Source organism: Microbacterium testaceum, assembly GCF_029761935.1.
Lineage (GTDB): Bacteria > Actinomycetota > Actinomycetes > Actinomycetales > Microbacteriaceae > Microbacterium > Microbacterium testaceum_A.
Genome location: NZ_CP121699.1, coordinates 1,854,440 through 1,878,409 on the forward strand (window position 1 = coordinate 1,854,440; position 23,970 = coordinate 1,878,409).

The following is a 23,970-nucleotide window of genomic DNA, read 5'->3' on the forward strand; positions in this document are numbered from 1 at the left end:
GACGCGATCGACGCCGCGGCATCCGGTGGGTGAACGGACGGTGACGACGTCAGCGGGCGACGGCCGTGCGCCCGGGGACCAGTTCGCCGTCGATCGCGTGGTGCGTCACCATGGTGGCGAGTCCATCGATCTGATCGACGACCGCGTCGACCGACAACCGGCCGATCGTCCACAGCGGCTGACGCCACGACGTCAGGCCCAGCAGCGACGTCATGAACGGCGTGACGCCGTCGTAACCCGTCACCGACATCTCGGAGGGAACGGCGACCCCGCGCACGCGCAGCGCCTCGAGGGCCGCCACCGCCCAGGCGTCGCTCGGCGCCATGAAGGCGGTCACCCCGCCGGCCGCGAGCACCGCCGCGACGATCGCGTCGGCGCCGTCGAAGCCCGGCCCGGCATCGTCGCCGCTGAAGGTCACGACGTCGATACCCCGCTCGCGCAGGCGCTCCGCCATCGCGTGCGTGCGCCTCGACTGAGTGATCGAGAAGACCGGGGTGAACGTCATCACCGCGACCCGGCGATGCCCGAGGTCGGCCACGTGGTCGGCGAGGGCACGACCACCCCCCACCTCGTCGCAGTACACGCTGCTGATCGTCGGGTCCTCTTCCGGGCGCCCCGCGACGACGGCGGGAATGCGCCGCGCGAAGGGCGTGATGTCCTCGACGGGGAGGGCGCCACTGCAGACGATCAGCCCCTCCACCCGCAGCGCCACGAGGGTCTCCAGAGCGCGGCGCTCGTCGTCGACCGAAAAGGATCCGGCCCCGGTCGCGGTGACGACCCGGTACCCGCGAGCCGCCGCCTGCTCCTGGAACGCGGTCAGCAGATGACCGTAGAACGGGGTCGACGCGTCGCGGACGAAGACGCCGAGCGTGTGACTGCGGTGGGCCGACATCCCCCGCGCGTGCGCGTTGGCGACGTACCCGAGCTCGGCCGCCGCCTGCCGAACGCGATCGATGGTGTGCGCGGCGACCCCGGACGCCCCCGAGAGCGCCCGCGAGACCACCGACTTCGACACCCCCGCGGCCGCGGCCACGTCATGGATGGTGGGGGCGGCCCCGGTCGAGCGGGGTGTGGCGCGACGGGCCGAGCGGCGACCGTCGTCGGGGGTCTCGTCTCGCACGCCTTCACGCTATCGGGCGACCAGCCGGATCGACCCGCCGGGATGCCGCGAGCCGGAGTCACTCGCCCAGGATCAGCCGCCTGATCGCGGCGTCCTTCGAGCCGCCCAGCTCCATCGTGCGGCCCTTGCGGTACAGCGAGAACACGCGCGGGTCGATGTAGCTCGCCTTCGCCACGGCCGGCGTGTTGCCGAGCGCTTCGGCTGTGGCGCGCACCGCGGCGACCTCGGCCTTCTTGCGCTCGTTCTTCCCGCCCGTCGTGCCCGCGTTCGCGAGCGACTCCGCCGCGAGGATCGTGCCGCGCAGGGTGCGGAAGTCCTTGGCGCTGAACGGGCCGCCCGTCAGGGAGCGGACGTACGCGTTCACGTCGCCCGGGGTCAGGGGAACGCGTCGTCGCCCGCGTTTGTAGCTCAACAGCGCCGCCCGCGAGCGTCCAAGGGCGAGCTCTTCGACGATGGATGCCAGCTCCGCATCGCGCAGCGAGAGCTCGGCGCGCTTGCCGCTCTTGGCGGGGAACGACAGACGGATCAGGTCGCCGTCGACCGTGGCATCGCGTCTCTGCAGAGTCGTGAGCCCCCTGCTCCCGTTCGTGACGAAGTATCGGGCATTGCCCACGCGCGGGGCGACCAGGTCGAGGAAGCGGAACGACACCGCCAGCACCCGCTCGCGGTCGACCTCGGCGCGGCGAAGCGACTGCGTGACGCGGGCGCGCGCTCGGGGCAGGGTCTCGGCGAGCTGCAGGGCACGGGCGAACTTGCCCTTGTCCTGACGCTTCGACCAATCCGCGTGGTACGTGTACTGCCGCCGCCCGGCCTCGTCGGTGCCGACGGCCTGGATGTGCGCGTTGGGCTCGCGGGCGATCCACACCTCGCGCCAGGCGGGAGGGATGACCAGCCCGCGCGCGCGTTCGGCCTCGCGTTCGGGCACGGAGGCCCCGGTGTGATCGACGAATCGGAAACCCGAGCCGGAGCGTACCCGGCGGTACCCGGGGTCTTCGTAGGGGCGGACCCGGACGAGACGGGCCATCGCGTCAGTGCGTGCGGAGCATGTCGATGAGCTCCGCCTTCTTCTTGCCCGAGTACCCGGTCAGCCCGAGCTCCTTCGCGCGCTTCTTCAGCTCGGCGACCGTGCGGTCCTCGTAGTTCTCGGCGTGCCCGCCCTTCTCGCCGACCGCCTCGCGGCCTCGAGCGGCTGCGGCGTTGGAGATGCGCGCGGCCTTCTCTTTCGAGTCGCCCTGCTTCCGCAGCTCCTCGTACAGGTCGGGGTCCTTCAGGCTGTTCGATCCTCGCCCTTGCGGCATGGCCGTCTCCTTCCGTCGGGAATCCCGACGCTAGGGGGGAGCGACTCCCGCCGCACTTGGCTTGACAACCGGTTCGCACCGTCTCGTCGAACCGGGGTTGACCAACTCGCGATATATCGCGATACTTGAACAACGCGATATATCGCGAGTGAGGAGAAACAGCCATGGAGAAATGGATCGTCCACCCCGGCGAGACCCGCGTCATCGACGTCGACGCCCTGCGCGAGCTGAAGATCGGACTCGTCGGCGGCCAGGTCGACGTGATCGCCCACAACGAACCCGACGCCCGCATCGAGGTGCACGGCGTCACCGTGAAGGACCTGCGCATCGAGATGGTCGACGGCCGCCTCGAGATCAACCACCCCCAGCTGCGGTGGGACAACTTCCTCGAGGTGTTCCGCAACTTCGGCGCGGGTGGCCCGAAGGCCGAGGTCAGCGTCGCGGTGCCGCGCACCGTCGCCCTCACCCTCGGCGTGGTCAGCGCCAGCGCGCTCGTCTCGGGGCTTCACACCGATGTGCGCTTGAACACCGTCTCGGGCGACATCATCGTCGACGGCCTCACGGGGGACGTGGATCTCAACGCCGTCTCGGGCGACGTGCAGGTGCGCGAGCTCGATGGCGCCCTGAGCGCCAACAGCGTCTCGGGCGACGTCGCCGCGACCGGCCGCATCACGAAGGCCTCGATCGACACCGTCTCGGGCGCCATGCTCGTCGACTCGACGGGACCGACGCAGTCCGTCTCGCTCAACTCGGTCAGCGGCACCGCCACCATCCGCCTCGACCGCTCGCTGCCCGCCAACTACGTGTCGCGGTCGGTCAGCGGCCGCGTGCAGATCGACGGCCAGGTGCGCTCCGGCAAGGGCCCGACCAACTTCACCGGGTCGACCGGCGCGCTCGCGGGCCAGTTCGTCGACGTGCGCGCCAACACCGTCTCGGGCGAGATCACGGTGCTGCGCCGTGGCATCTCGGGCCTGCGTCCCGAGGAACTCGCCGGAGAGGAGGAGTGGTGATGAGCCCCGTCTTCTCGCACGGCGATCTGCGCCTGTACATCCTGAGCCTGCTCGACGAGGCCCCGCGCCACGGCTACGACCTCATGCAGGCCCTCTCCGAGCGCACGGGCGGCACCTACTCGCCCTCCGCCGGCACGATCTACCCCCGACTCTCGAAGCTCGAAGAGGAGGGCCTGGTCACCAAGACCGTCGACGGCCGCAAGACCGTCTACGAGATCACGGATGCCGGTCGCGCCGAGGTCGCCGCGCGCACGGGCGACCTCGAGGGGATCCAGGCCGGCCTCGCCGACAGCGTGCGTCTCATCGCGGACGAGGTGCGGGGCAGCGTCCGGGACGCGATGCGCAGCCTCCGCGCCGATCTGGCCGCCGCCTCGCGCGAGGAGCGCGAGCAGGCGCAACCGGCCCCCGCCCATGACCCGCGATCCCGCAGCCGGGAACAGCTATCCCGGGCCGATGCCGCCATCAACGAGTTCCGCGGGCGGGTGCGCTCCGAACTGCGGGCGCACGTGGCGCGCGGCGGAGAGCTCGCGGCATCCGGAGTCGACGACATCGAGGCAGCACTGCGCCAGGCGTCCGAGGCCGTCACGCGGGCGATGCGCGGCTAGGACGTCACTCCCACGGCAGATCATCCTCGGCGCCGACCGGTTCTCCCTGCGGGACGATGAGGACCGGTCGGCGTTGCCGATGGCTCAGCCGTGCCGCCACGGAACCCGTGAGGAACTCGCGCAGCGATTCGCCGAGGCCGCGTTTGCGCGTACCGACCACGATGAGCGACGCGTCGATCTCGTCGGCGAGTTGGATCAGTGCCAGGGCGGGGTCTCCGATGATCTGGCGCACGCTCCAGGTGACGGTGCTCTCGCCGAGAGCTTCGGCCGTCGCGCGGCGCACCTCGTCGAGGGCGGCCTTCGCCGCCGCCCCGGCCACGTCCACCGTGGAGGAGTGCACGTATCCGTCGGGGTCTTCGAAGGCCACGAATCGCGTGGTGTCGACGTGGGCGACGATCAACTCGGCGTGCGAGAGGGCCGCGTAGTGGGCCGCCTCGCGCACGATCCGGCTCGACTGCCCGGGTACGACCGCGGCGATCACCTTTCCGGCACCGACGCTCGCGCGGGGCTGATCGGTCATGGAGTCTCCTCTCGACGACGGCCGCGGCCCGGTCGCCGCCCCTCGACGGCTCGGCCGGAATGCGCCGTGATATCCTGGCTGTTACTCTTACCGGCTCGGTCCGGAACCGCAATACGCAGGGCCTACAGTCGGCCCTCGACGTCGATCGTGAGGGGGTCTCGCATGGGGCGTGGCCGTCAGAAGGCGAAGAACACCAAGATCGCCCGTGAGCTGAAGTACGACACCTATTCGGTGAACTACTCGGCTCTCGAGCGCGAACTGGGTGCACCCGCTCCGGGTGAAGACGCGTACGTCGACAAGTGGGCCGACCAGTACAGCGACGAATACGACAACGAGAAGGCCTGACGCCTTCCCGCTCGTTCTCGTACCGCTCGTACCTCGGTGCCGCGGTCGTCTGATCGTCGTACCCGCAGAAGCCAGAACGCCGAAGGGCGGCGACGTTTCCGTCGCCGCCCTTCGCTCGCGTTCGCGTCGCGTCGTCACCAGGTGAGGCCCGTGCGACGTTCCCACGCCTCTTCGACGCTCTCGCGGCGCACCATGACGATCGCGGCGGGAACGACGAGCAGCAGAGCGACGCCGAGAAGAGAGAGACCCGCGATCCAGCCCCCGGTCACCTCGTGCGTGAGCCCGATGGCCAGCGGCATCAGGGCGGCGAAGGCGTACCCCACGCTCTGCACGAACCCGCTCAGGGCGACCGTCGTCTCGTGCGAGCGCGTGCGCAGCCCGAACAGCACCAGTGCGAGGGGGAACATCAGGGGCGGGATGCCGATGAGCACGACCCACAGCACGGTCGCGGTCGCCGGAGCCACGATCAGCCCCAGCACCCCCGTCACCCCGCACCCCACCGCCACCACGTAGAACGGGGTGGTGCGGCCGAGCCGCGCCACCAGCAGGGGTACGAGGAGCGACACCGGTAGGCCCATGAAGGAGAAGAGCGCGAGCAGTCCGCCCGCCTCCGCGGCATCCACTCCGGCGACGTCGATGAGCAGGGGCGGCATCCACGCGAACATCCCGTAGGCGACCGAGGAGTTCACGCCGAACGTGATCACGAGGGCCCACGTCTGCGGCACACGCACGAGCCGCGACAGCACGGCCGTGCGCGGCTCGTCGAGCGCGTCGCGTCGCGACGCCCGCGCGCGCAGGTTCAGAGCAACCCAGGGGGCGACCGCGGCCAGTGCGACGACGGCCCACGTCACGAACGAGCCGCGCCATCCCACGGCATCGGCGAGGGGCACGGCGACGAGCGGGGGCGTGAACGTCGCCACCGCCATCGCGGTGCTGTAGACGGTCGTCATGAGACCGATGCGCTCGGGGAAGTACTTCTTCACCACGGTCGGGATGAGCACGTTCGCGACGCCCACCGCCGCGAACACCCCGGCCGTCGCCCCGAGGAGCGCCCACGCGTCCACCGACGCCGCACGAAGCCCCAGCATGACCGCGGCCGTGATCGCGGCGATCAGCACCGAGCGCTCGAGACCCCAACGCCGCTCGATGGCCGGCGTCACCGTTCCGGCGAGCGCGAACGCCACCGGAGGAGCCATGCCGATCAGGCCCACCACCACCGCCGGGAGCGGGAACTCCTCGCCGATGCGCGTCAGGAGTGGCGACAGCGAGGCCACCGCGATGCGCAGGGTCAACGCCAGCAGCACGATCGCCGCGGCGGCGAGGGCGATGGTTCCCGCGCTGCGGCGGGTCAAGACTCCTGGCTGCCCTCGACCCAGGCGAGATACTCCTCCGACACGGTTCCCGTGACGTAGCGGCCGTCGAAGCAGCTCATGTCGAGATCGACCAGGTCGGTCCCCTCCATGATCGCCGCCTTGAGATCGTCGACCTCTTGGTACACGAGGTAGTCGCAGCCGAGCTCTTCGGCGATCTCGGGGATCGTGCGGCCGTGGGCGACGAGCTCGTGGCGCGAGGGCATGTTGATGCCGTACACGTGGGGGTAGCGCACCGGCGGGGCCGCCGAAGCGAACGTCACGCTCTTGGCCCCGGCATCCCGTGCCATCTGGATGATCTCGCGGCTCGTCGTGCCGCGGACGATCGAGTCGTCGACGAGCAGGACGTTCTTGCCCTGGAACTCGGTCGACATGGCGTTGAGCTTCTGGCGCACGCTCTTCTTGCGCACCGCCTGCCCCGGCATGATGAAGGTGCGGCCGACGTAGCGGTTCTTGTAGAAGCCCTCGCGGTACTCGATGCCGAGCTTGCGGGCCACCTGCATCGCGGCCGGACGAGCGGAGTCGGGGATCGGCATGACCACGTCGATCGTCCCCGCGGGGGTGTATTTCGCCACCGTGTCGGCCAGGCGCTCGCCCATGCGCAGGCGCGTCTCGTACACCGAGACGCCGTTCATGACCGAGTCGGGGCGCGCGAGGTAGACGTACTCGAACGAGCACGGCGCGAGCGTCGGGTTCTCGGCGCACTGCTGGGAGTGCAGCGTCCCGTCGAGGCTGATGAACACCGCTTCGCCGGGGAGCACGTCGCGCACGACCTCGAAGCCGGCGTTCTCGAGCACCAGCGACTCGGACGCCACGATGTACTCGTCGCGCGGCTCGCCGCCCGGCACGTGAGCTGCGGGCCGCTTGCCGAGGATGAGGGGACGGATGCCGAAGGGGTCGCGGAACGCGAGCAGACCGTAGCCGGCGATGAGGGCGATCGAGGCGTACGAGCCCTCGACGCGCTCGTGCACGCGGGCGACCGCGCGGAACACCTGGGCGGGGTCGAGGTCGGGACCGGTGATCTCGGACTGCAGCTCGGAGCCGAGGATGTTCACGAGCAGTTCGGTGTCGCTGCTGGTGTTCAGGTGCCGACGGTCCTTGTGGAAGAGCTCGGTGGTCAGCTCTCGCGTGTTCGTGAGGTTGCCGTTGTGCACGAGCACGATGCCGTAAGGCGCGTTGACGTAGAAGGGCTGGGCCTCTTCTTCGTTCGACGCGGTGCCCTTGGTGGCGTAGCGCACGTGACCGAGGCCGATGTCGCCGAGCAGGGCGCGCATGTCGCGCGTGCGGAAGGCCTCGCGCACCTGGCCGCGGGCCTTGTGGATGTGGAAGACGCCGCTGGACTCGGCCGTGGCCATGCCCGTCGAGTCCTGGCCTCGGTGCTGGAGGAGGAGGAGCGCGTCGTAGATCTCCTGGTTGACCGGGCCCTGCCCGGCCATGCCGACGATGCCGCACATGAGGAGTTAGCTCGCTCCGTTCGCCGGCGTGCCGGCATCCGCGTAGGTTCCGACCAGGCGCACGGCGCCGCCGTCGACGCCCTTGGCGCCCTGTTCGTACTCGCCTTCGGGGCGGGCTCCGTCGCGCACGACGCCGACCTGCCACGTGGCGATGCCCTCGGCCTGCAACGCCGCGATCGCAGCGTCGGCGACCTCGGGGGCGACGACCGCGAGGAAGCCGATGCCGAGGTTCCAGGTGCCCTCGGTCGCCGTGAGCTCGAGACCGCCCATGTCGGCGAGCACGCGGAACACCGGAGACGGGCTCCAGGTCGAGCGGTCCACGTCGACCCACGTGTTCTGGGGCAGGACGCGCGCGAGGTTCGCCGCGATGCCGCCGCCCGTGACGTGGCTGAGCGAGTGGATGCCGGTTCCCACGGCCCCGTCGTCGAACAGGCGCAGCAGCGGCGAGGTGTACAGGCGCGTGGGCTCGAGCAGCGCCTCGCCCCACGTGCCGCCGAGCTCGGCCGAGGCGGAGCCGTAGGCGATGCCGGCGCCGGTGATGATGTGGCGCACGAGCGAGTAGCCGTTGGAGTGCAGGCCACTCGAGGCCAGCGCCAGTACGACGTCGCCGCTGCGCACGCGATCGGCGCCGAGGATACGATCGGCCTCGACCACGCCGGTCGCCGCTCCCGCGACGTCGTAGTCGTCGATGCCCAGCAGGCCGGGGTGTTCGGCGGTCTCGCCGCCGACCAGCGCCGTGCCGGTCATCGCGCAGCCGCGCGCGATGCCCGCGACGATGTCGGCGATGCGCTGGGGCACGACCTTGCCGCACGCGATGTAGTCGGTCATGAACAGCGGACGCGCACCGACCACGACGATGTCGTCGACGACCATGCCGACGAGGTCTTCGCCGATCGTGTCGTGCTTGTCGATCGCCTGCGCGATCGCGACCTTCGTGCCGACGCCGTCGGTGCTGGTCGCGAGCAGGGGGCGCGCGTAGTCGCGGAGCGCGGAGGCGTCGAAGAGACCGGCGAAACCGCCGACCCCGCCGAGCACCTCGGGCCCGTGCGTGCGACGCACGGCCGACTTCATCAGTTCGACGGCGAGATCTCCGGCGGCGGTATCGACGCCTGCGGCGGAGTACGGGTTTTCGTGGGGAGCGGAGGCCACCGCAACAGACTACCCGGGGCGAACACGCGCGGGCACCGCGCCCGCGACGCAAGGCCCACCCCGAGGCCTCTCCCCGTCCCTACAATGACGCCATGACGGGCGGTCAGCCGGAGTGGGTGATCCGCGAAGACGCGGCGCAAACGGTTCTCGTGGCGCTCTATCTGCGCCAGGTCCTCGGCATCCGGTCTCCCGACGAGCTCCCCGCCCTGCGTCGCGTGCCGCCCCCGTGGGTGGACGAGCGGACGGATGCCCGGCACGCCCAGCTCGAACGCGAGTGGCGCGAGTACTGGGCGATGACGGTGGAGCCGCAGGCGCACCCCTCGCCCGTTCCCCTCGAGTTGATCGACGGTTTCGACACGCTCGTCACCCTGCCGGTCGAAGGATCCGAGACCCTGCGTGCGGCCATCGGGGCGCACGCCGACGACGCGGTGGACTTCGCCCGGCTCGCTCACGACCGCTACGCCCGCGAGGCCGCCGCCCGACCCGGGGTCTCGTACCGCGCCTACGCGAGCGCGATCGCCGCGCACGAGCGGGCCGTGGGGCGGCGCGCGCACTCGTTCGAGCTGAACGTGCAGGTGCTCCCGCTGGCCCAGCGGGGCGTGTGGTGGATCGGTTCTCTGACGGTGGCGGTGACCGACGGTCTGCGCGGCGACGTGGCCGCCTTCGACACCGCGATCCACCCGATCATCGCCGAACTGGCGTGAGGGGCGCTGTGCCGGTCAGATGCCGTGCTGCTCGTGCTCGACGGTGACCTGGCGGGTCCGGCCGCCGACGGTGCGCTCGAAGATCAGGGCGACGATCGCGCCCACCGCGACGCCCAGCACGACGAAGATCAGGGCGGTGAAGCCGAAGACCTGCATCTGCGAGTAGACGACCTGCGTGTACGGGCTGATGTCGGAACCGTCGATGAAGACGGTGAGCAGGAGAGCGACGAGGATGCCGAGGAACGCGCCGGCCGCCAGGAACACGCCGTACTTCGGGGCGCGACGGACCGTCAGCGTCTGACGCTCATCGCGCGCGGCGGACGGTCGTTCGGGGGCGGGCTGCTCGGCCATACGCCTATTGTCCCACCGCCGCACCGTTTCGGGGTCGCTCTGTCTCGGCGTCGAGAGGGCGGGGCGGCGGGCGTGCGGGGCGGGGGCGGGACGGGGCCGGGACGCGAGCCGGGGCCCTGATGGCGATAAACGCTCACTGCACCGGGAAACGCCCTCCGCGGGCGTTTGTCGGCGCCGCAGGCGTTTATCGCGTGCGGTGCGGGGCGGGGTGCGTCACCGCGGGGCGCGCGGCGGCGCCGTCGAGCTGCGCACGATGAGCTGGGAGGGCAGGACCGTCTCGTGCGGCGAGGGGGAGCCGCCCATCGCCTGCAGCAGCAGATCGACGGCGAGCGCCCCCGAGCGGGCGATCGGCATCCGCACGGTCGTGAGGCTCGGCGTCACCGCTCCGGCGAGCTCGATGTCGTCGATGCCCACGAGGCTGACGTCGTCGGGACACACGCGCCCGAGCTCGGCCATGCCGGCCTCGAGCCCGAGAGCGACGAGGTCGTTGTAGGCGATGACCGCGGTGGCGCCGCTGGCGACGGCCGCGGCGGCTCCCGCTCGCCCGCCCTGAATGGACGCCGCGTGGTTGCTCAGGCGGGTGAGCCGGATGCCGAAGCTCTCACATGCGCGCGCCACGGCGTCGGCGCGCTGTTCGTCGGCCCACGAGCCGTGCGGTCCGGACGCGTACGCGATGTGGTCGTGACCCAGGGCCGAGAGGTGCTCGACCGCCTGGGTCGGTCCGCGCTCGGCGTCCATCACCACGCACACGGCGCCGTCGATGACGCGGTTCACGATGACGTGCGGCGTCTCGCCGACGAGATCGAGCACCTCCCGTTCGGGGAGGCGCGGCGAGCACAGCAGCACCCCGTCGGTTCGGCATCCGAGTTCGATCGCCTCGCGCTCGCGGCGCAGGTCTTCGTCGGCGTCGAACAGCACGATGCGATGGCGGCCGTGCCACGCCTGCCCCTGGATCGCCTTGAGCAGGGTCGCATAGACGGGGTTCGCGGCATCCGGGACGACCACCGCGATCGTGCGCGTGCCGACGGCGGCCTGCGGCGTGGCGTAGCCGAGTTCGGCCGCAGCGCGGCGCACGCGTTCGAGGGTCGCGGGGGCGAGCCGGTCGGGCTCGCCGAAGGCGCGGGACGCCGTGGCGATCGACACCCCCGCGTGCCGTGCCACCTCGGTCAGGTTCGCCGCCATCACCACCGTCTCTCTGCCGTCGTTCCATCATCGTGCATGCCGACCTGAAAACTGTTGACAAGTTTGTACAAACACTGCACACTGCTTTCATGCCGATCATCGACGATCTCCCCCGGTCGAGCCCCGCCGCTGCGACGGGAGCCCACGCATGAGCGCGATCCTGAGCCGTGGCGCCACTCTCCCCGCGGCCGTCCCCGCCGCCCCCTCGGGCGCCGGCATCCTGCACCTCGGACTCGGCAGCTTCCACCGCGCCCACCAGGCCGTCTACACCGCCGCCGCTCTGCGCGCCGAGGGCGGCGACTGGGGCATCGTCGGCGTCGCCTCGCGCTCGCGCCGAGTCGTCGGCGCCCTGCACGCGCAGGACCACCTGTACTCCGTCGCGACGGTCTCACCCGCGGGCACGACCCTCGACATCCCGGGGGTCCACACCGACTCGTACGTCGCCGCCGACGACCCGGCCCGCGTGGTCGCCGACCTCGCCGATCCGCGCATCCGCATCGCGACGCTCACGGTGACCGAGAACGGCTACAGCTACTCCAACGCCACCCAGCGCCTCGACGTCGCCGACCCGATCGTCGCCGCCGACCTGCGCGGCGGCGCCCCCCGCTCGACCATCGGCCAGCTCGCCCGCGGCCTGCAGCGCCGGGCCGCGGCGGGCGGTGAACCGATCGCGATCCTCAGCTGCGACAACCTGCTGTCGAACGGCTCGCACACCGAGAAGCTGGTGCGCGCGTTCCTGCAGGAGCTCCCGGATGCCGAATCGGCCGATGCCCTGGCGTACCTCGACCGCGCGGTGACCTTCCCCTCGAGCATGGTCGACCGCATCGTGCCGTCGACCACCCCCGAGCTCACGGAGCGCGTCGCCGCTCTCCTCGGCGTCCGCGACGACGTGCCCGTGCCCGCCGAGCCCTTCACGATGTGGGCGATCGAGGACCGCTTCGCGGGTGGTCGCCCCGCGTGGGAGGCCGGCGGCGCGGTGTTCACCGACGAGGTGGGCGCGTACGAACTGCTCAAGGTGCGCCTGCTCAACGGCACGCACTCGCTGATCGCCTACCTCGGCGCTCTGCGCGGGGTACCCACGATCCCGGATGCCATCGGCCTGACCGACGTCGAAGCCGCCGCCACCGCGATCCTGCGCAGCGAGTACGAGCCCTCGGTCACCGCCCCGCGCGGGGTCGACATCGCCGCGTACGAGCGCGACCTGTTCGCCCGCTGGGGCAACAGCGCGCTCGGACACCGTACGAGCCAGGTCGGCTCCGACGGGTCGGTCAAGCTCGGTCAGCGCATCCCCGGCCCGGTCGCCCAGGCGTTCGAGCGGGGAGAGTTCCCGCACCTGATCGCCCTCACGGTGGCCGCGTACCTCGCCTGCATCGCTCCGCCCACGGGCTTCGACCCCGGCCCCCACGCCGCGGCGATGACCGACCCGGCTCGCGAGCGCCTCGCCGCCGCTGCGACCCGCGGCGGGCGCGACCTCGCCGCCCGCGCCATCGTCGAACTCCAGCTGTTCGGCGAAGACCTCGCGCACCGCACCGCCTTCGTCGACCGCGTCGGCGACCTGCTCGACACGATCGTCGAGCGGGGCGTCGACAGCGCGATCGCCGAGAGTCTCTCGGCATCCGGCACCCTCTCCCCCACCGCCCCCTGAACCCACCCGCGCCCGCCCGGGCGCACAGACCCGAAGGAGACGCGATGAAGCTTCTCGCGATCCACGCCGCGGAGGACATCCGCTGGGAAGACCGCCCCGCCCCCGAACCCGGCGACGGCGAGGTGCGGCTGCGCGTGCGTTACGTCGGCATCTGCGGGTCGGACCTGCACTACTACTTCCACGGCAAGAACGGCGAGTACGCGGTGCGAGAGCCCCTGACCCCCGGTCACGAGCTGTCGGCCGAGGTCGACCTCGACCCCTCGGGTCGCCTCGCGCCGGGCACGCCCGTCACCGTGCACCCCGCGCGCTTCGGCCCCTCGGTGCCGGGCCTCGAGGAGCGCCCGCACCTGCGCGCGGGCGGCGACTACCTCGGCAGCGCCGCGGGCTTCCCCCACCGACAGGGCGGAGCCGCCGAGCTGCTCGTGGTCGAGGAACAGATGATCCGCGTCCTGCCCGAGGGGCTGTCGCTCGAGCGCGCCGCCCTCGCCGAGCCCCTCGCCGTCGCCATCCATGCGGTGAGCCTCGCGGGCGACCTCTCCGGCAAGCGGGCGCTCGTCATCGGGTCCGGCCCTATCGGCCTGCTGGTCGCGGCGGCCGCCGTGCACGCGGGAGCCGAGCTGGTCGGCGCGAGCGACGTGCGCCCCGAACCGCTCGAGCGCGCCCGCGCCCTCGGTGCGGCCGAGACCTTCCTCGTGGGCACCGACGCGATCGAGAACGAGTCGTTCGACGTCGTCTTCGAGTGCTCCGGCGTCGGAGTGGCCCTCACCCAGGCGGTCCGCGCCGTCCGCCGCGCCGGCACCGTCGTGCAGGTCGGCATGCTGCCGGATGCCGAACTCGGGGTGAACCTCGCCCCGATGCTCGCGAAGGAGCTGACGCTGCGCGGAGCCTTCCGCTTCTCGACCGAGATCGACGATGCCATCGCGATGCTCGCCTCGACCGACGCGCTCGACACCGTCGTGTCGCACGTCGTCCCCGCCGCCGACGCGGTCAGCGCGTTCGCCGTGGCGCGGGACTCCTCGGCATCCGCCAAAGTCCTGCTCGCTCTCTGAGCGGGCCCCTCGAACATCCCCCGACACCCAGCGATCCCGCTACGCATCACCTACGAAGGAGTAATCCGATGAGCAGCTCATCCGCCCCCGGCGTCGACGCCTCGACGTCGCCGCCCGTCGCCAAACGGTCCGTCGGCGACCTCGCCCGCGCCGCCGTCTCGGGCTGGCTCGGCACCGCGCTGGAGTTCATGGACTTCCAGCTCTACTCGCTCGCCGCGGCCCTCGTGTTCAGCCAGATCTTCTTCGCCGGGGGCGACGCCGCGATGGCGGTCGTTCTGGCGATGGCCACCTACGGCGTGGGCTACGTGGCCCGCCCGGTCGGCGCCTTCTTCTTCGCCCGCATCGGCGACAAGATCGGCCGTAAGCAGGTGCTGTTCTACACGATCCTGCTCATGGGCGCCGCGACCACCCTGATCGGCATACTGCCCACCTACGAGCAGGTCGGCATCCTGGCTCCGATCCTCCTCGTGGTCCTCCGCCTCGCCCAAGGCTTCGGCGCCGGAGCCGAGATCTCGGGCGCGGGCGTCATGCTCGCCGAGTACGCCCCCGACAACCGCCGCGGCGTCGTCGCTTCGCTCGTCGCGCTCGGCACCAACTGCGGAACGCTGTTCGCCTCGGGCATCTGGGCGATCCTGCTCGCCGTGATGATGGAGAGCGACGTCATCGCGTGGGGCTGGCGCATCCCCTTCATCGGCAGCGCGATCATCATGCTCTTCGCTCTCTGGGTGCGCTTCAACCTCAAGGAGAGCCCCGTCTTCGAAGAGCGCACCGACGTCGTCGACGGCAAGGCGCTCTCGCGCACCGAGCTGCGCAAGGTCGCCACCGAGACCAACGACATCCGCACGCTCGAGTCGCTGCAGAAGAAGCCCCTCAAGGCCGTGCTCGTGTCGTTCTTCCTGCGCTTCGGCCAGGCCGGCAACTCCGGCATCGTGCAGACCTACCTCATCTCGTTCATCACGATCACCCTCGCGATCTCGAAGGAGGTCGGCCCCGAGATCGTCATCGTCTCGTCGCTGATCGGGTTCCTCACGATTCCGCTCGTCGGCTTCCTCGGCGACAAGTTCGGCCGCCGCCGCATGTACATCGTGATGTCGGCGCTGTCGCTCGTGCTGATCGTGCCGACGCTGCTGATGATCAACTCCCGCGAGGTCGGTGCGATCTTCGTCGGCTACGCGCTCATCCACAACATCTCGGTGCTGGGCCTGGCGTCGATGGAGAACATCTCGATCCCCGAGATCTTCGGCGCCCGCAACCGCTACACCCTCACCGCCGTCGTGCGCGAGGTCGCCGCGATCGTCGCCACCGGCATCGGCCCGGTCATCGCCGCCGCGTGGGTGGCCGCTGCCACCGGCAGCATCGTGCCGATCATGGTGCTCATGGGCGTCTTCACCGCGTCGGCCCTGGTCGCCGCGATCGTCGCCCCCGAGTGGACCGGTCGCGATCTGCGGGATCCCCGCCCCGCGATGTGATTCCCGCGGGGCCCCTCTCGGGCGGCCCCGCACCCGGGCGGGTTCGTCACGGCGGGCCCGCCCGGCATCCCTCTCCCCTCGCGCGTCCTCCCGGGGCGTCCGGCGTGGCCCCGGGTCCACGTTCGACGCCCCGGGGCCAGCTCCGACGCCCCCGCGTGTGGGGCGCTGCCCCCTCCAGCGCCCCGGGGCCACGAATCGTGCCCCGCTCCGACCCGCCGCCTCCCTTCGCCAGAAAGTCCGCATATGAGCATCGCCTCCGCCGACGTCATCGTCACCAGCCCCGGCCGCAACTTCGTCACCCTGAAGATCACCACGAGCGACGGCATCGTCGGCTGGGGCGATGCCACCCTGAACGGCCGCGAGCTGTCGGTGGCGGCGTACCTCTCCGACCACCTCGCCTCGATGCTCATCGGCCGCGACGAGGACCGCATCGAAGACACCTGGCAGTACCTGTACCGCGGGGCGTACTGGCGCCGAGGACCGGTGACCATGGCCGCGATCGCCGCGGTCGACATGGCGCTCTGGGACATCAAGGCCAAGAAGGCCGGGATGCCGCTGTACCAACTGCTCGGAGGTGCGAGCCGCGACGGCGTGCGCGTCTACGCCCACGCCTCGGGCACCGACTTCGAGGCCCTCTCTAACGCGATCACCGGATACCGCGAGCTCGGTTTCACCGCCGTGCGCGTGCAGACCGGCGTCCCCGGCCTCGGACAGATCTACGGCGTCTCGGCCGCCGGCCCGGGCGTGCGCTACGACTACGAGCCCGCTAAGCGCTCGGGCGACCGCCCCGCCGAAGAGACCTGGGACACGCGCCAGTACCTCAACCACATGCCCGGGGTCTTCTCGAAGATCCGCGAGGAGTTCGGCACCGACCTGCGCATCCTGCACGACGGTCACCACCGCATGTCGCCGATCGAGGCGGCGCGCTTTGCCAAGGACGTCGAGCCCTACGACCTGTTCTGGCTCGAAGACGCCACCCCCGGCGAAGACCAGACGGCGCTGCGCCTCATCCGCCAGCACTCGACGACCCCGCTCGCGATCGGCGAGGTGTTCAACACCGTGTACGACTACCAGACGCTCATCACCGAGCGCCTGATCGACTACGTGCGCTCGGCCGTGACCCACACCGGCGGCATCACCGCGATGAAGAAGCTGCTCGACTTCGCCGCGATTTACGGCATCCGCTCCGGCATCCACGGTCCGACCGACATCTCGCCCGTCGGTATGGCGGCGGCGCTGCACCTGGATCTCGCGATCCACAACTTCGGCATTCAGGAGTACATGCCGCACAACGAGCAGACGCTCGAGGTGTTCCGAACGTCGTTCACCTTCGACAAGGGCTTCCTGCACCCGGGCGACCAGCCCGGTCTCGGCGTCGAGCTCGACGAAGAGGCCGCCGGCGCGTTCGAGTACACGAAGGCGTACCTGCCCGTGAACCGCCTGCTCGACGGGACCGTCCATGACTGGTGAGCTTCCCTCCCGCACTGTCTCGTCGAAGCTCGTCGTCGTCGCGCGGGCATCCGCCGCGTCGGACTACGCGCCCGTGCTGGCCTCGCTCGCCGAGGCGGGCGTGCGCAGCGTCGAGCTGACGCTCACGACCCCCGGCACCTTCGACGCCTTCGCGGATCTGCGCTCGTCGTTCGACGGCGACCTGGGCATCGGCACGGTCACGAACCTCGACCAGCTCGAACGCGCAATCGCCGTCGGCGCGGACTACGTCGTCACCCCGATCACCTCGACCGTGCTGGTCGAACGCGCGGTCGCCGCGGGCATGCCGATCGTCCCCGGCGGCCTCACCCCCACCGAACTCTTCGCCTCGTGGGCGGTGGGCGCCTCGGCGGTGAAGGTGTTCCCGGCCGGTCAGGTCGGCCCCGGCTACCTGAAGGACCTGCGCGGACCGTTCCCCGACATCGCCGTCGTCCCCTCGGGAGGGGTGGATGCCGACAGCGCGGCCGCCTGGCTCGCGGCGGGCGCCGTGGCGGTCAGCGTCGGCGGTCCGCTTCTCGGTGACGCGTTCCGCGGCGGCGACCTGGGCGCGCTCCGCGAGCGGGCCGAGCGGTTCGTCGCGGTGTGCGCGGGATCGGACGTACCCGCGTGACCCGCGTCGTCACCCTCGGCGAGACGATGGCGCTCGCCCGGACGACCGAGGTCGGCTCGCTCCGCCACGCCGCGGGCCTCGCCCTCGGCATCGGGGGTGCCGAGACCAACGTCGCCGTGGGCCTGCGCCGTCTGGGCGTCGACGCCGCGTGGCTCGGCCGCGTCGGCGACGACCCGCTCGGCGAGCGCATCGCGCGGGAGCTGCGCGGAGAAGGACTCGACGTGCACGCGATCGTCGACGCCGAGGCCCCGACGGGCCTGATGCTCAAGGAGCGCCCGTCCGCGGTATCCACCGCCGTGCACTACTACCGCCGCGGTTCGGCGGGCTCACGCCTCGCGCCCGACGACGTTCCGGCGGGATGGATCGAGAACGCCGATCTGCTGCACGTGACGGGGATCACTCCCCTTCTGTCCGACACCGCTCGCGCCGCCGTGTTCTCAGCCGTCGAGCGCGCCCGCGCCGCCGGCGTTCCCGTCAGCTTCGACGTCAACTACCGCTCCGCCCTGGCGTCCTCCGCGGTCGCGGGTCCGATCCTCCGCGAGATCGCGGCGATGTCGACCCTCGTGTTCGGCGGGGTCGAGGAGTTCGCCCTGATGAGCCCGGATGCCGCCGAGTCGCTGCTCGATTCCGGCGTGCAGCACGTGGTGGTCAAGCGCGGCCCGGATGGAGCCACCGCCTTGACCACGGCGGGCGACACCGAGGCCCTCGGCTTCGTCATCGATCCGCTCGACACGGTCGGCGCGGGCGACGCGTTCGTCGCGGGCTACCTCAGCGCCCACCTCGAGGGCCTCGACGTGGCCGACACGCTGGTGCGCGCCAACGCCTGCGGCGCGATGGCCTGCCTCGTGCCCGGCGACTGGGAGGCCGCGCCCACGCGCCGGGACCTCGAGCGTTTCCTCGCCGGCGGCGGGGATCCGGTGCGGCGCTGACGTGGGCGCCGACCGAGGTCACGCGTTCCGCGCGACGGTGCACGGATCGTTCGTGTGATCTCGCGCGGATCGCGTGCCCTCGATGAAGAGCCGCGGATGCCGCGACCCGGGCTACGGCCGCAGCGGCAGCAACGCGCTGAGGTCGGCGCGCACGCCCGAGGCGACGATGCGGCCGGCGGTCACGGCATCCGCCCACTTCTCTTGACCGGTCGCGACGGCGATCCAGGTTGCGGCATCGGTCTCGACCACGTTGGGCGGAGTGCCGCGCGTGTGCCGGGGGCCCTCGATCACCTGCACCGCGCCGAAGGGCGGCACGCGCATCTCGACCGAGTTGCCCGGGGCCTTCTCGACGAGCAGCTGCAGCAGGTAGCGCACGGCCGTGGCGGTCGCCGGGCGCGGCGCGTCTCCGGCAGCGACCGCGGCGAGCGCGGCACGGCCGTCTCCGGTCTCGATGCGGCGGGGAGGCATGGCATCCACGCTACCCGCGGGCCAGTGGCGGGGGCGCCGCGCGGAGCGTGGCGGCACGACGCAGGAGATCGGCGCGCGAACACGGGAGAACCGCCGGCCCGGGCGCGCCCTGTCGCCGGGTCTCCTGCGTGGTGTCGGGACGCCCCCTCGGGACCCACCGCGACACAACGCAGGAGAACGTACGCCTGCGAAGCCAAGCGTGCCCGCCCGATGCGGCCGGCCGGTCGCGCGTCCTGCGTAGCGCCCGCGGCGCGAGGGTGCGATCCCGCTCTCGGTAGGCTGTCCGCGTGAGAATCCTGGTCCTCGGTTCGGGCGCGCGCGAGCACGCCATCATCCTCGCGCTGCGCTCCGAAGAGGAGTCGCACGCGATCTTCGCCGCCCCCGGCAACGCCGGAATCGCCCGCGAAGCGCACCTCGTCGATGTCGACCCGATGGACCCCACCGCCGTCCTGACCTTCGCGAAGAACGAGGCGATCGACCTCGTCGTCGTCGGCCCCGAGGCGCCCCTCGTCGCGGGCGTCGCCGACCCGCTGCGCGCGCACGGAATCCCCGTGTTCGGCCCGGGCAAGGCCGCGGCCCAGCTCGAGGGCTCGAAGACCTACGCGAAGCGGATCATGGATGCCGCGGGCGTCCCCACCGGCGGATCGGTCCGCGCGCACGACACCGCCGCCGTCGAGGCCGCCCTCGACCGGTTCGGCTCCCCGTACGTCGTCAAGGCGGACGGTCTGGCCGCGGGCAAGGGCGTCATCGTGACCTCCGACCGCGCGGCGGCCCTGGCTCACGCCGAGAGCTACCTGCCGAGCGGCGCCGTGCTGATCGAGGAGTTCCTCTCGGGCCCCGAGGTCTCGCTCTTCTTCCTGAGCGACGGCGACCACGTCGCCCCCCTCAGCCCCGCTCAGGACTTCAAGCGCCTGCGCGACGGCGACGAGGGCCCCAACACCGGCGGCATGGGGGCGTACTCGCCCCTCCCCTGGCTGACGGAGCGCTTCGGCGGCGAGGACGAGTTCGTGGCGCAGGTCACGCGCGACATCGCCGAGCCCGTGATCCGCCAGATGGATGCCGAGGGCACCCCCTTCATCGGACTCCTCTACGCGGGACTCATCCTGACCGAGCAGGGCGTGAAGGTCATCGAGTTCAACGCCCGCTTCGGCGACCCCGAGACGCAGGTCGTCCTGCCGCGTCTGATCGACCCCCTGTCCCGCCTTCTGCTGGCGGCGGCTTCGGGCACGCTCGAGGACCTGGCGCGTCCCGCTTTCGCCGAGGCGACCGCGGTCACGGTCGTGCTCGCGAGCGAGGGATACCCCGAGGCCCCTCTCACCGGTCGCGTGCTGACCGGGATCGACGAGGCCGAAGAGGTCGACGGCGTCCACGTCGCCCACGCCGCGACGGCGCTGCGCGACGGTGACCTCGTCGCGACGGGTGGGCGAGTGCTCAGCGTCGTCGCCACCGGCACGACGTTCACCGAGGCGCGCGCGGCGGCCTACGCCGGCCTGGAGCGGATCGGTCTCCAGGGCGGGCAGTACCGCACCGACATCGCGGCGCGGGTGACCCGGGGCTGAGCCCGGCGGTCCGCTCCGGCTGGCGCGCACGGGACGGCGCGCCGTCGTCGTCGTTCACGAGGGCGCGACGCCCCTCGGGCCGGGCTATTTGAGCTCGGCCGAGTCGGTCGCGGCGGTGAGCACGGCGACGATGTCACGCTCGAGGTCCGGATCGATGTCCGCGAGGGCGGCTTCGAAGGCGGAGTCGAAGCGGACGAGGCACTTCCACGGGTCGACGGAGAGGTCGATCTGCGCGTGGAGGCGGACCACCCGCCGGTCGTGGCGGTCGAATTCTCGACGCAGGATGTCTCGCTGCTCGAGTCGGTCGACGAGGGTGGTGATGCCGCCGGAGGTGAGGTTCAGATGAGTGCGTAGCTGCCCCGGTCGGATACCGGGGTTCTCGGCGATGTGAACGATGGCGAGGACGTCTACGTTGTTCAGATCGAGGAGGCGTCGCGCTTGCGTGAGACAGCGGTCACGCTCGCGCATGTACCGTTCGAGGGCCGTCGCGATGGGCGATGCGGCCTCCGCAACTGGGGTCATGAATGCCCTCACCGGTTCTCTCGTTCTCGCGATCCCATACAGAACTCTCGACAGTACGCCCGGCGGTGTGACGACGTGCTCGGGGTGAGGGTGCTTGACAAAGCGCGCACCCCCTCTCTTCGCCGTGGGCGTCGGCGTGACGACGGTTGCCGACCGCGAGCCGCGAACGTGAGGCGGTCGGAGGACTTCACCGCCCGGGCGGAATGCGTGGGGGCACACCCGGACGGTGAAGCCGACGTTCAAACTATCAGCTTGTCCCCCATATGGGGGACACGCTGCGCGACGTCCGCCGCGGGTGCTCTCGCGCCTGGACCTCGCAACGTGACGGGCCGGCGGTGATCGTCGTGCGCTCGGCGCGACCGCCGTACCCTCGGACGAATGAGTCCGACCGCCTACGACGCCCGGGCGACCGAGTACATCGCCACCCTCGGGACGATGGATGCCGTCCACCCGGTCGACCGGAGCGTCGTCGACGCCTGGGCCACCGCGGTCACCGGCCCGGTCCTCGACGCTGGCTGCGGCCCCGGCCACTGGACGGGCCATCTGTCCCAGCGCGGCCTCGACGTGCGGGGCGTCGACCTCGCGCCGCGGTTCATCTCGCACGCGCGGGCGACCCATGCCGGCATCCGGTTCGATCTCGGCTCGATCGACGAGCTCGAGGTGGGGGACGGGGCACTCGGCGGCATCCTGTCGTGGTTCTCGACGATCCACCACGAGTCCGCTCGTATCGCTGTCCCGCTGCGGGAGTTCGCCCGAACGCTCCGTCCGGGCGGGCGGCTGCTGCTCGGCTTCTTCGTCGGAGAGAGCATCGAGGCGTTCGATCACGCTGTGACCCGCGCCTATCGCTGGCCCGCCGCGGAGCTGGGGCGGAGAGCGGATGCCGCGGGCTTCGACGTCGTCGAGACCCACACGCGCGCGACCCTCGGCGCCCGGCCGGTGGGGGCGCTGCTTTGCGAGCGGCGGGCGTGATGCGGGCGCGGAGTGTTGTCGCGCTCGGGCTGAGCGCCGTGGTCCTGGGGCTCGCGGGGTGCTCCTCGGAGAGGGGGCGCCAGGACGTCGACGCGGTGCTCTGGCGGCAGACGATGGCGCACGAGAAGGTGGGGGCGCTCCTCGATGTCTCGCAGCGCGAGACCGGGACCGTGCTCACGGGGCTCCGGAATGCCGCGTGGGATCGCATGGGACAGACACCACCCGATGTCCGCGAAGGCGCGATGGTCGTCTACGACCTGCACATCGTCGGGCCCACCGCTACCTTCTCCGTCTTCCTTTCGTCGGGTCCCCGGCCGGACCTCCCCCGCGATGGCGGCGGGCTCTACAACGGTCCGAGTGAGGTCTACAGCTGCTGGGACGTGACCGCGACGTTCGGCCGGACGCCCGCGACGACGACCCGCGAACTGGGCACCGAGTGCCCGCCGGATCTCGTCGAGCAACTGCCCGACGACGCGGCCTTCGTCCGGCGCGACGCGTTCGACGGCTGAGCCCACGACGACAACGGCGACCACAGATGCGCTTCTCGGCCGGCGGACACGTCTCGCGGGCTTCGGCAAAGTCGAACGCGGACTCCCACCGCGTCTCGATCACGTGGCAGGACACGTCGCGGTCAAGCTGGATCACCCCGGCGTCCCGCTGAGGACGGCGGGAGATGCGTGATGGACGTCCTCTCACCCTGCGCAAAAGGCTCGAGGCCGGTAACCCCTCAGGGATCACCGGCCTCGCGTTCGTGGGGAATCGATCAGGAGCGCCGCGCGCGGCGGCGGGCGATGACGACGACCACGAGCCCTGCGGCGAGCAACCCGCCGGCGAGAGCCATCGCCATCGTCGGATCGGTACCCGTGACGGCGAGTCCACCGGGAGTGTTCGCACGCGTTCCCGGGGGCGGAGTCGCGTTTCCAGCCGCCGGAGTGGATGCCGACGGTGCCGGACTCGCGCCGGGCGACGACGGAGACGGGCTGGGCGCGGGGGCCGGCTGACCGACGACGAGGGTGACGGTCTGCGTCGCGTCGGGCGAGGTGCCGTTCGACGCGGTGATGACCACGACGTAGTCGCCGGGGGTCGTGGGCGTGCCCGAGATGACGCCGGTGCTGCCGTCGAAGACGAGACCCCCAGGCAGCCCGGTCACGGTGACGGTCGGTGTGGGGTTCCCCGCGGCGGTGATGGTCGCGGTGTAGCCCTCACCGACGGTGGCGTCGCCCGGCGGGGGCGAGGTGATGGTCGGAGCGGTCGTCTCCGACACCGTGCCGGGAGGAGGGCAACCGGTGGATGCGTTGATCGTGTTGGTGTCGAGGGTCACCGCACCGTTCTGAGCGATGAGTCGGCCCTGGACGGTTGCGCCGGTGGTCGCGGTGACGGACTGCTGTGCAAGTACCGTTCCCTGGAAGTCTGCGGCGGTACCGAGGGTAGCCGAACTGCCCACCTGCCAGAACACGTTGCACGAGGTCGCTCCGCCGGTGATCGTGATCCGGCTCCCGGATCCGATCGTGAGAGTGGATGCCGCCTGGAACACCCACACCGAGTCGGCGTCTCCGGCGAGGGTCAGAGCGCCCGTGTCGGCGAGGGCCAGAGCGCCACCTGAGTAGACGCCGGGCGACAGCGAGAGCCCGTTGAGCTCATCGAGTCCTGTGCGGGTCGGCGTCAGCGAGGCCGCGGTGCCGTACGCCGTCAGAGCGTCCTGCTGCGCCTGGGCGGCCGCGGCATCGGTCTGGTGGACGGTGCCGTTGACCACGCCGTCCGTCGGGCCACCGAAGCCGGTGATGGACGTCCCGGGAGAGAGCCCCAGGTCGCCGTTGACGAGTGTGGGGCCGGTGTTGGTGACGGCGCTGGCACCGAGCACTCCGTAGGTGCTGGCGGTACCGAGATCGACCGGGCCGTCGATGACGGTCGCGGCCGAGGCGGGGGAGATCAACGCGACCCCCATGACTGCTGCGAGGCCGACACCGGTGGCGGAGAGAGTGAGGGGGCGGAGAAAACGGGACGTGGCCATGAGTGGCCCCTGTCTGATGACGAAGAGGCACTAAGCGAACGTCGACGACGTGCACATGATCTCCGGTCTTCGAAGTATGCGCCTCTCACATTTTCCCTAGGCGGATGCGCAGACATTGGCGACCAACTGCCAGCTTCGTCCTC

The 23,970-nt window shown here is 71.3% G+C and carries 25 protein-coding genes; 13 read left to right on the forward strand and 12 right to left on the reverse strand.

Annotation, left to right across the window (positions count from 1 at the left end; all coding sequences use genetic code 11):
* Window positions 1–49 precede the first annotated feature (49 nt).
* From QBE02_RS08980 to QBE02_RS08990, 3 genes are read right to left on the reverse strand one after another with little or no spacing between them, the layout of a single operon-like run.
* Window positions 50–1,120, reverse strand: coding sequence for a LacI family DNA-binding transcriptional regulator (locus QBE02_RS08980; RefSeq protein WP_279365420.1), 1,071 nt, complete (start codon window positions 1,118–1,120; stop codon window positions 50–52).
* A gap of 58 nt (window positions 1,121–1,178) precedes the next feature.
* Window positions 1,179–2,144, reverse strand: coding sequence for a DNA topoisomerase IB (locus QBE02_RS08985; protein WP_056225803.1), 966 nt, complete (start codon window positions 2,142–2,144; stop codon window positions 1,179–1,181).
* Window positions 2,145–2,148: 4 nt separating this feature from the next.
* Window positions 2,149–2,418, reverse strand: coding sequence for a DUF7218 family protein (locus QBE02_RS08990; protein ID WP_279365421.1), 270 nt, complete (start codon window positions 2,416–2,418; stop codon window positions 2,149–2,151).
* 164 nt (window positions 2,419–2,582) lie between these two features.
* Between QBE02_RS08990 and QBE02_RS08995 the strand changes: the two genes are divergently transcribed.
* Window positions 2,583–3,428 carry a DUF4097 family beta strand repeat-containing protein gene (locus QBE02_RS08995; protein WP_279365422.1) on the forward strand — a complete coding sequence of 282 codons (846 nt, stop codon included), beginning with the start codon at window positions 2,583–2,585 and terminating at the stop codon, window positions 3,426–3,428.
* On the forward strand, window positions 3,428–4,033 hold the full coding sequence (locus tag QBE02_RS09000) for a PadR family transcriptional regulator (protein ID WP_279365423.1): 606 nt from the start codon (window positions 3,428–3,430) through the stop codon (window positions 4,031–4,033). The genes QBE02_RS08995 and QBE02_RS09000 overlap by 1 nt, the downstream gene beginning before the upstream one ends.
* 4 nt (window positions 4,034–4,037) lie before the next feature.
* Here QBE02_RS09000 and QBE02_RS09005 read toward each other — a convergent pair whose 3' ends face one another.
* Complete coding sequence (locus QBE02_RS09005; RefSeq protein ID WP_074696069.1) at window positions 4,038–4,553, reverse strand: universal stress protein; 516 nt, start codon at window positions 4,551–4,553, stop codon at window positions 4,038–4,040.
* A gap of 162 nt (window positions 4,554–4,715) precedes the next feature.
* Here QBE02_RS09005 and QBE02_RS09010 point away from each other — a divergent pair, with 162 nt between their 5' ends.
* On the forward strand, window positions 4,716–4,898 hold the full coding sequence (locus QBE02_RS09010; RefSeq protein WP_056225789.1) for a DUF3073 domain-containing protein: 183 nt from the start codon (window positions 4,716–4,718) through the stop codon (window positions 4,896–4,898).
* A gap of 134 nt (window positions 4,899–5,032) precedes the next feature.
* Here QBE02_RS09010 and QBE02_RS09015 read toward each other — a convergent pair whose 3' ends face one another.
* Genes QBE02_RS09015 through purM form a run of 3 tightly spaced genes read right to left on the reverse strand, consistent with a single transcriptional unit; the run spans window position 5,033 to window position 8,871 of the window.
* Window positions 5,033–6,250, reverse strand: coding sequence for an MFS transporter (locus tag QBE02_RS09015; protein WP_279365424.1), 1,218 nt, complete (start codon window positions 6,248–6,250; stop codon window positions 5,033–5,035).
* Window positions 6,247–7,722 carry an amidophosphoribosyltransferase gene (gene purF / locus QBE02_RS09020; RefSeq protein WP_279365425.1) on the reverse strand — a complete coding sequence of 492 codons (1,476 nt, stop codon included), beginning with the start codon at window positions 7,720–7,722 and terminating at the stop codon, window positions 6,247–6,249. The genes QBE02_RS09015 and purF overlap by 4 nt, the downstream gene beginning before the upstream one ends.
* A 6-nt stretch (window positions 7,723–7,728) precedes the next feature.
* Window positions 7,729–8,871, reverse strand: a complete 1,143-nt coding sequence (gene purM, locus QBE02_RS09025; protein ID WP_279365426.1) for a phosphoribosylformylglycinamidine cyclo-ligase — start codon at window positions 8,869–8,871, stop codon at window positions 7,729–7,731.
* Between the two features lie 92 nt (window positions 8,872–8,963).
* Here purM and QBE02_RS09030 point away from each other — a divergent pair, with 92 nt between their 5' ends.
* The gene (locus QBE02_RS09030) at window positions 8,964–9,575 is read left to right on the forward strand and encodes a zinc-binding alcohol dehydrogenase (RefSeq protein ID WP_279365427.1); all 612 of its coding nucleotides are present in this window, start codon (window positions 8,964–8,966) and stop codon (window positions 9,573–9,575) included.
* Window positions 9,576–9,590: 15 nt separating this feature from the next.
* Here the strand turns inward: QBE02_RS09030 and QBE02_RS09035 are convergent, their stop codons facing one another.
* Together QBE02_RS09035 and QBE02_RS09040 are read right to left on the reverse strand one after the other, a co-directional pair.
* The gene (locus QBE02_RS09035; protein ID WP_268103063.1) at window positions 9,591–9,926 is read right to left on the reverse strand and encodes a potassium transporter Trk; all 336 of its coding nucleotides are present in this window, start codon (window positions 9,924–9,926) and stop codon (window positions 9,591–9,593) included.
* A 213-nt stretch (window positions 9,927–10,139) separates the two neighbouring features.
* Complete coding sequence (locus tag QBE02_RS09040; RefSeq protein ID WP_279365429.1) at window positions 10,140–11,108, reverse strand: LacI family DNA-binding transcriptional regulator; 969 nt, start codon at window positions 11,106–11,108, stop codon at window positions 10,140–10,142.
* Window positions 11,109–11,256: 148 nt separating this feature from the next.
* On the opposite strand from QBE02_RS09040, the gene QBE02_RS09045 reads away from it, so the two are divergent.
* The 6 genes from QBE02_RS09045 (at window position 11,257) to QBE02_RS09070 (ending at window position 18,298) form a co-directional block, all read left to right on the forward strand.
* Window positions 11,257–12,753, forward strand: coding sequence for a mannitol dehydrogenase family protein (locus tag QBE02_RS09045; protein ID WP_279365431.1), 1,497 nt, complete (start codon window positions 11,257–11,259; stop codon window positions 12,751–12,753).
* A 44-nt stretch (window positions 12,754–12,797) separates the two neighbouring features.
* Complete coding sequence (locus QBE02_RS09050; RefSeq protein WP_279365433.1) at window positions 12,798–13,802, forward strand: L-idonate 5-dehydrogenase; 1,005 nt, start codon at window positions 12,798–12,800, stop codon at window positions 13,800–13,802.
* Window positions 13,803–13,870: 68 nt separating this feature from the next.
* Window positions 13,871–15,271: an MFS transporter gene (locus tag QBE02_RS09055; protein WP_279365434.1), complete on the forward strand. Its 1,401-nt coding sequence runs from the start codon at window positions 13,871–13,873 to the stop codon at window positions 15,269–15,271.
* A 243-nt stretch (window positions 15,272–15,514) separates the two neighbouring features.
* Complete coding sequence (manD, locus tag QBE02_RS09060; RefSeq protein ID WP_279365436.1) at window positions 15,515–16,741, forward strand: D-mannonate dehydratase ManD; 1,227 nt, start codon at window positions 15,515–15,517, stop codon at window positions 16,739–16,741.
* Window positions 16,731–17,369: a bifunctional 4-hydroxy-2-oxoglutarate aldolase/2-dehydro-3-deoxy-phosphogluconate aldolase gene (locus tag QBE02_RS09065; protein WP_279365437.1), complete on the forward strand. Its 639-nt coding sequence runs from the start codon at window positions 16,731–16,733 to the stop codon at window positions 17,367–17,369. Before manD ends, QBE02_RS09065 begins: the two co-directional genes overlap by 11 nt.
* Entirely contained in the window at window positions 17,366–18,298 is a 933-nt protein-coding gene (locus tag QBE02_RS09070) for a sugar kinase (RefSeq protein ID WP_279365438.1), read from the forward strand. The genes QBE02_RS09065 and QBE02_RS09070 overlap by 4 nt, the downstream gene beginning before the upstream one ends.
* 111 nt (window positions 18,299–18,409) lie before the next feature.
* On the opposite strand, the gene QBE02_RS09075 is transcribed toward QBE02_RS09070, so the two are convergent.
* Window positions 18,410–18,766, reverse strand: a complete 357-nt coding sequence (locus tag QBE02_RS09075) for a sterol carrier family protein (protein WP_056225751.1) — start codon at window positions 18,764–18,766, stop codon at window positions 18,410–18,412.
* 287 nt (window positions 18,767–19,053) lie between these two features.
* On the opposite strand from QBE02_RS09075, the gene purD reads away from it, so the two are divergent.
* The gene (purD, locus tag QBE02_RS09080) at window positions 19,054–20,325 is read left to right on the forward strand and encodes a phosphoribosylamine--glycine ligase (RefSeq protein WP_279365439.1); all 1,272 of its coding nucleotides are present in this window, start codon (window positions 19,054–19,056) and stop codon (window positions 20,323–20,325) included.
* An 84-nt stretch (window positions 20,326–20,409) separates the two neighbouring features.
* Here the strand turns inward: purD and QBE02_RS09085 are convergent, their stop codons facing one another.
* Window positions 20,410–21,090: a MarR family winged helix-turn-helix transcriptional regulator gene (locus QBE02_RS09085; RefSeq protein WP_279365440.1), complete on the reverse strand. Its 681-nt coding sequence runs from the start codon at window positions 21,088–21,090 to the stop codon at window positions 20,410–20,412.
* A gap of 135 nt (window positions 21,091–21,225) precedes the next feature.
* On the opposite strand from QBE02_RS09085, the gene QBE02_RS09090 reads away from it, so the two are divergent.
* A complete protein-coding gene (locus QBE02_RS09090; RefSeq protein WP_279365441.1) occupies window positions 21,226–21,816 on the forward strand; it encodes a class I SAM-dependent DNA methyltransferase in 591 nt (196 codons plus the stop codon).
* Complete coding sequence (locus QBE02_RS09095) at window positions 21,816–22,325, forward strand: hypothetical protein (RefSeq protein ID WP_268103057.1); 510 nt, start codon at window positions 21,816–21,818, stop codon at window positions 22,323–22,325. Before QBE02_RS09090 ends, QBE02_RS09095 begins: the two co-directional genes overlap by 1 nt.
* A gap of 254 nt (window positions 22,326–22,579) precedes the next feature.
* Here the strand turns inward: QBE02_RS09095 and QBE02_RS09100 are convergent, their stop codons facing one another.
* Entirely contained in the window at window positions 22,580–23,827 is a 1,248-nt protein-coding gene (locus QBE02_RS09100; RefSeq protein ID WP_279365442.1) for an ice-binding family protein, read from the reverse strand.
* Between the last annotated feature and the right edge of the window lie 143 nt (window positions 23,828–23,970).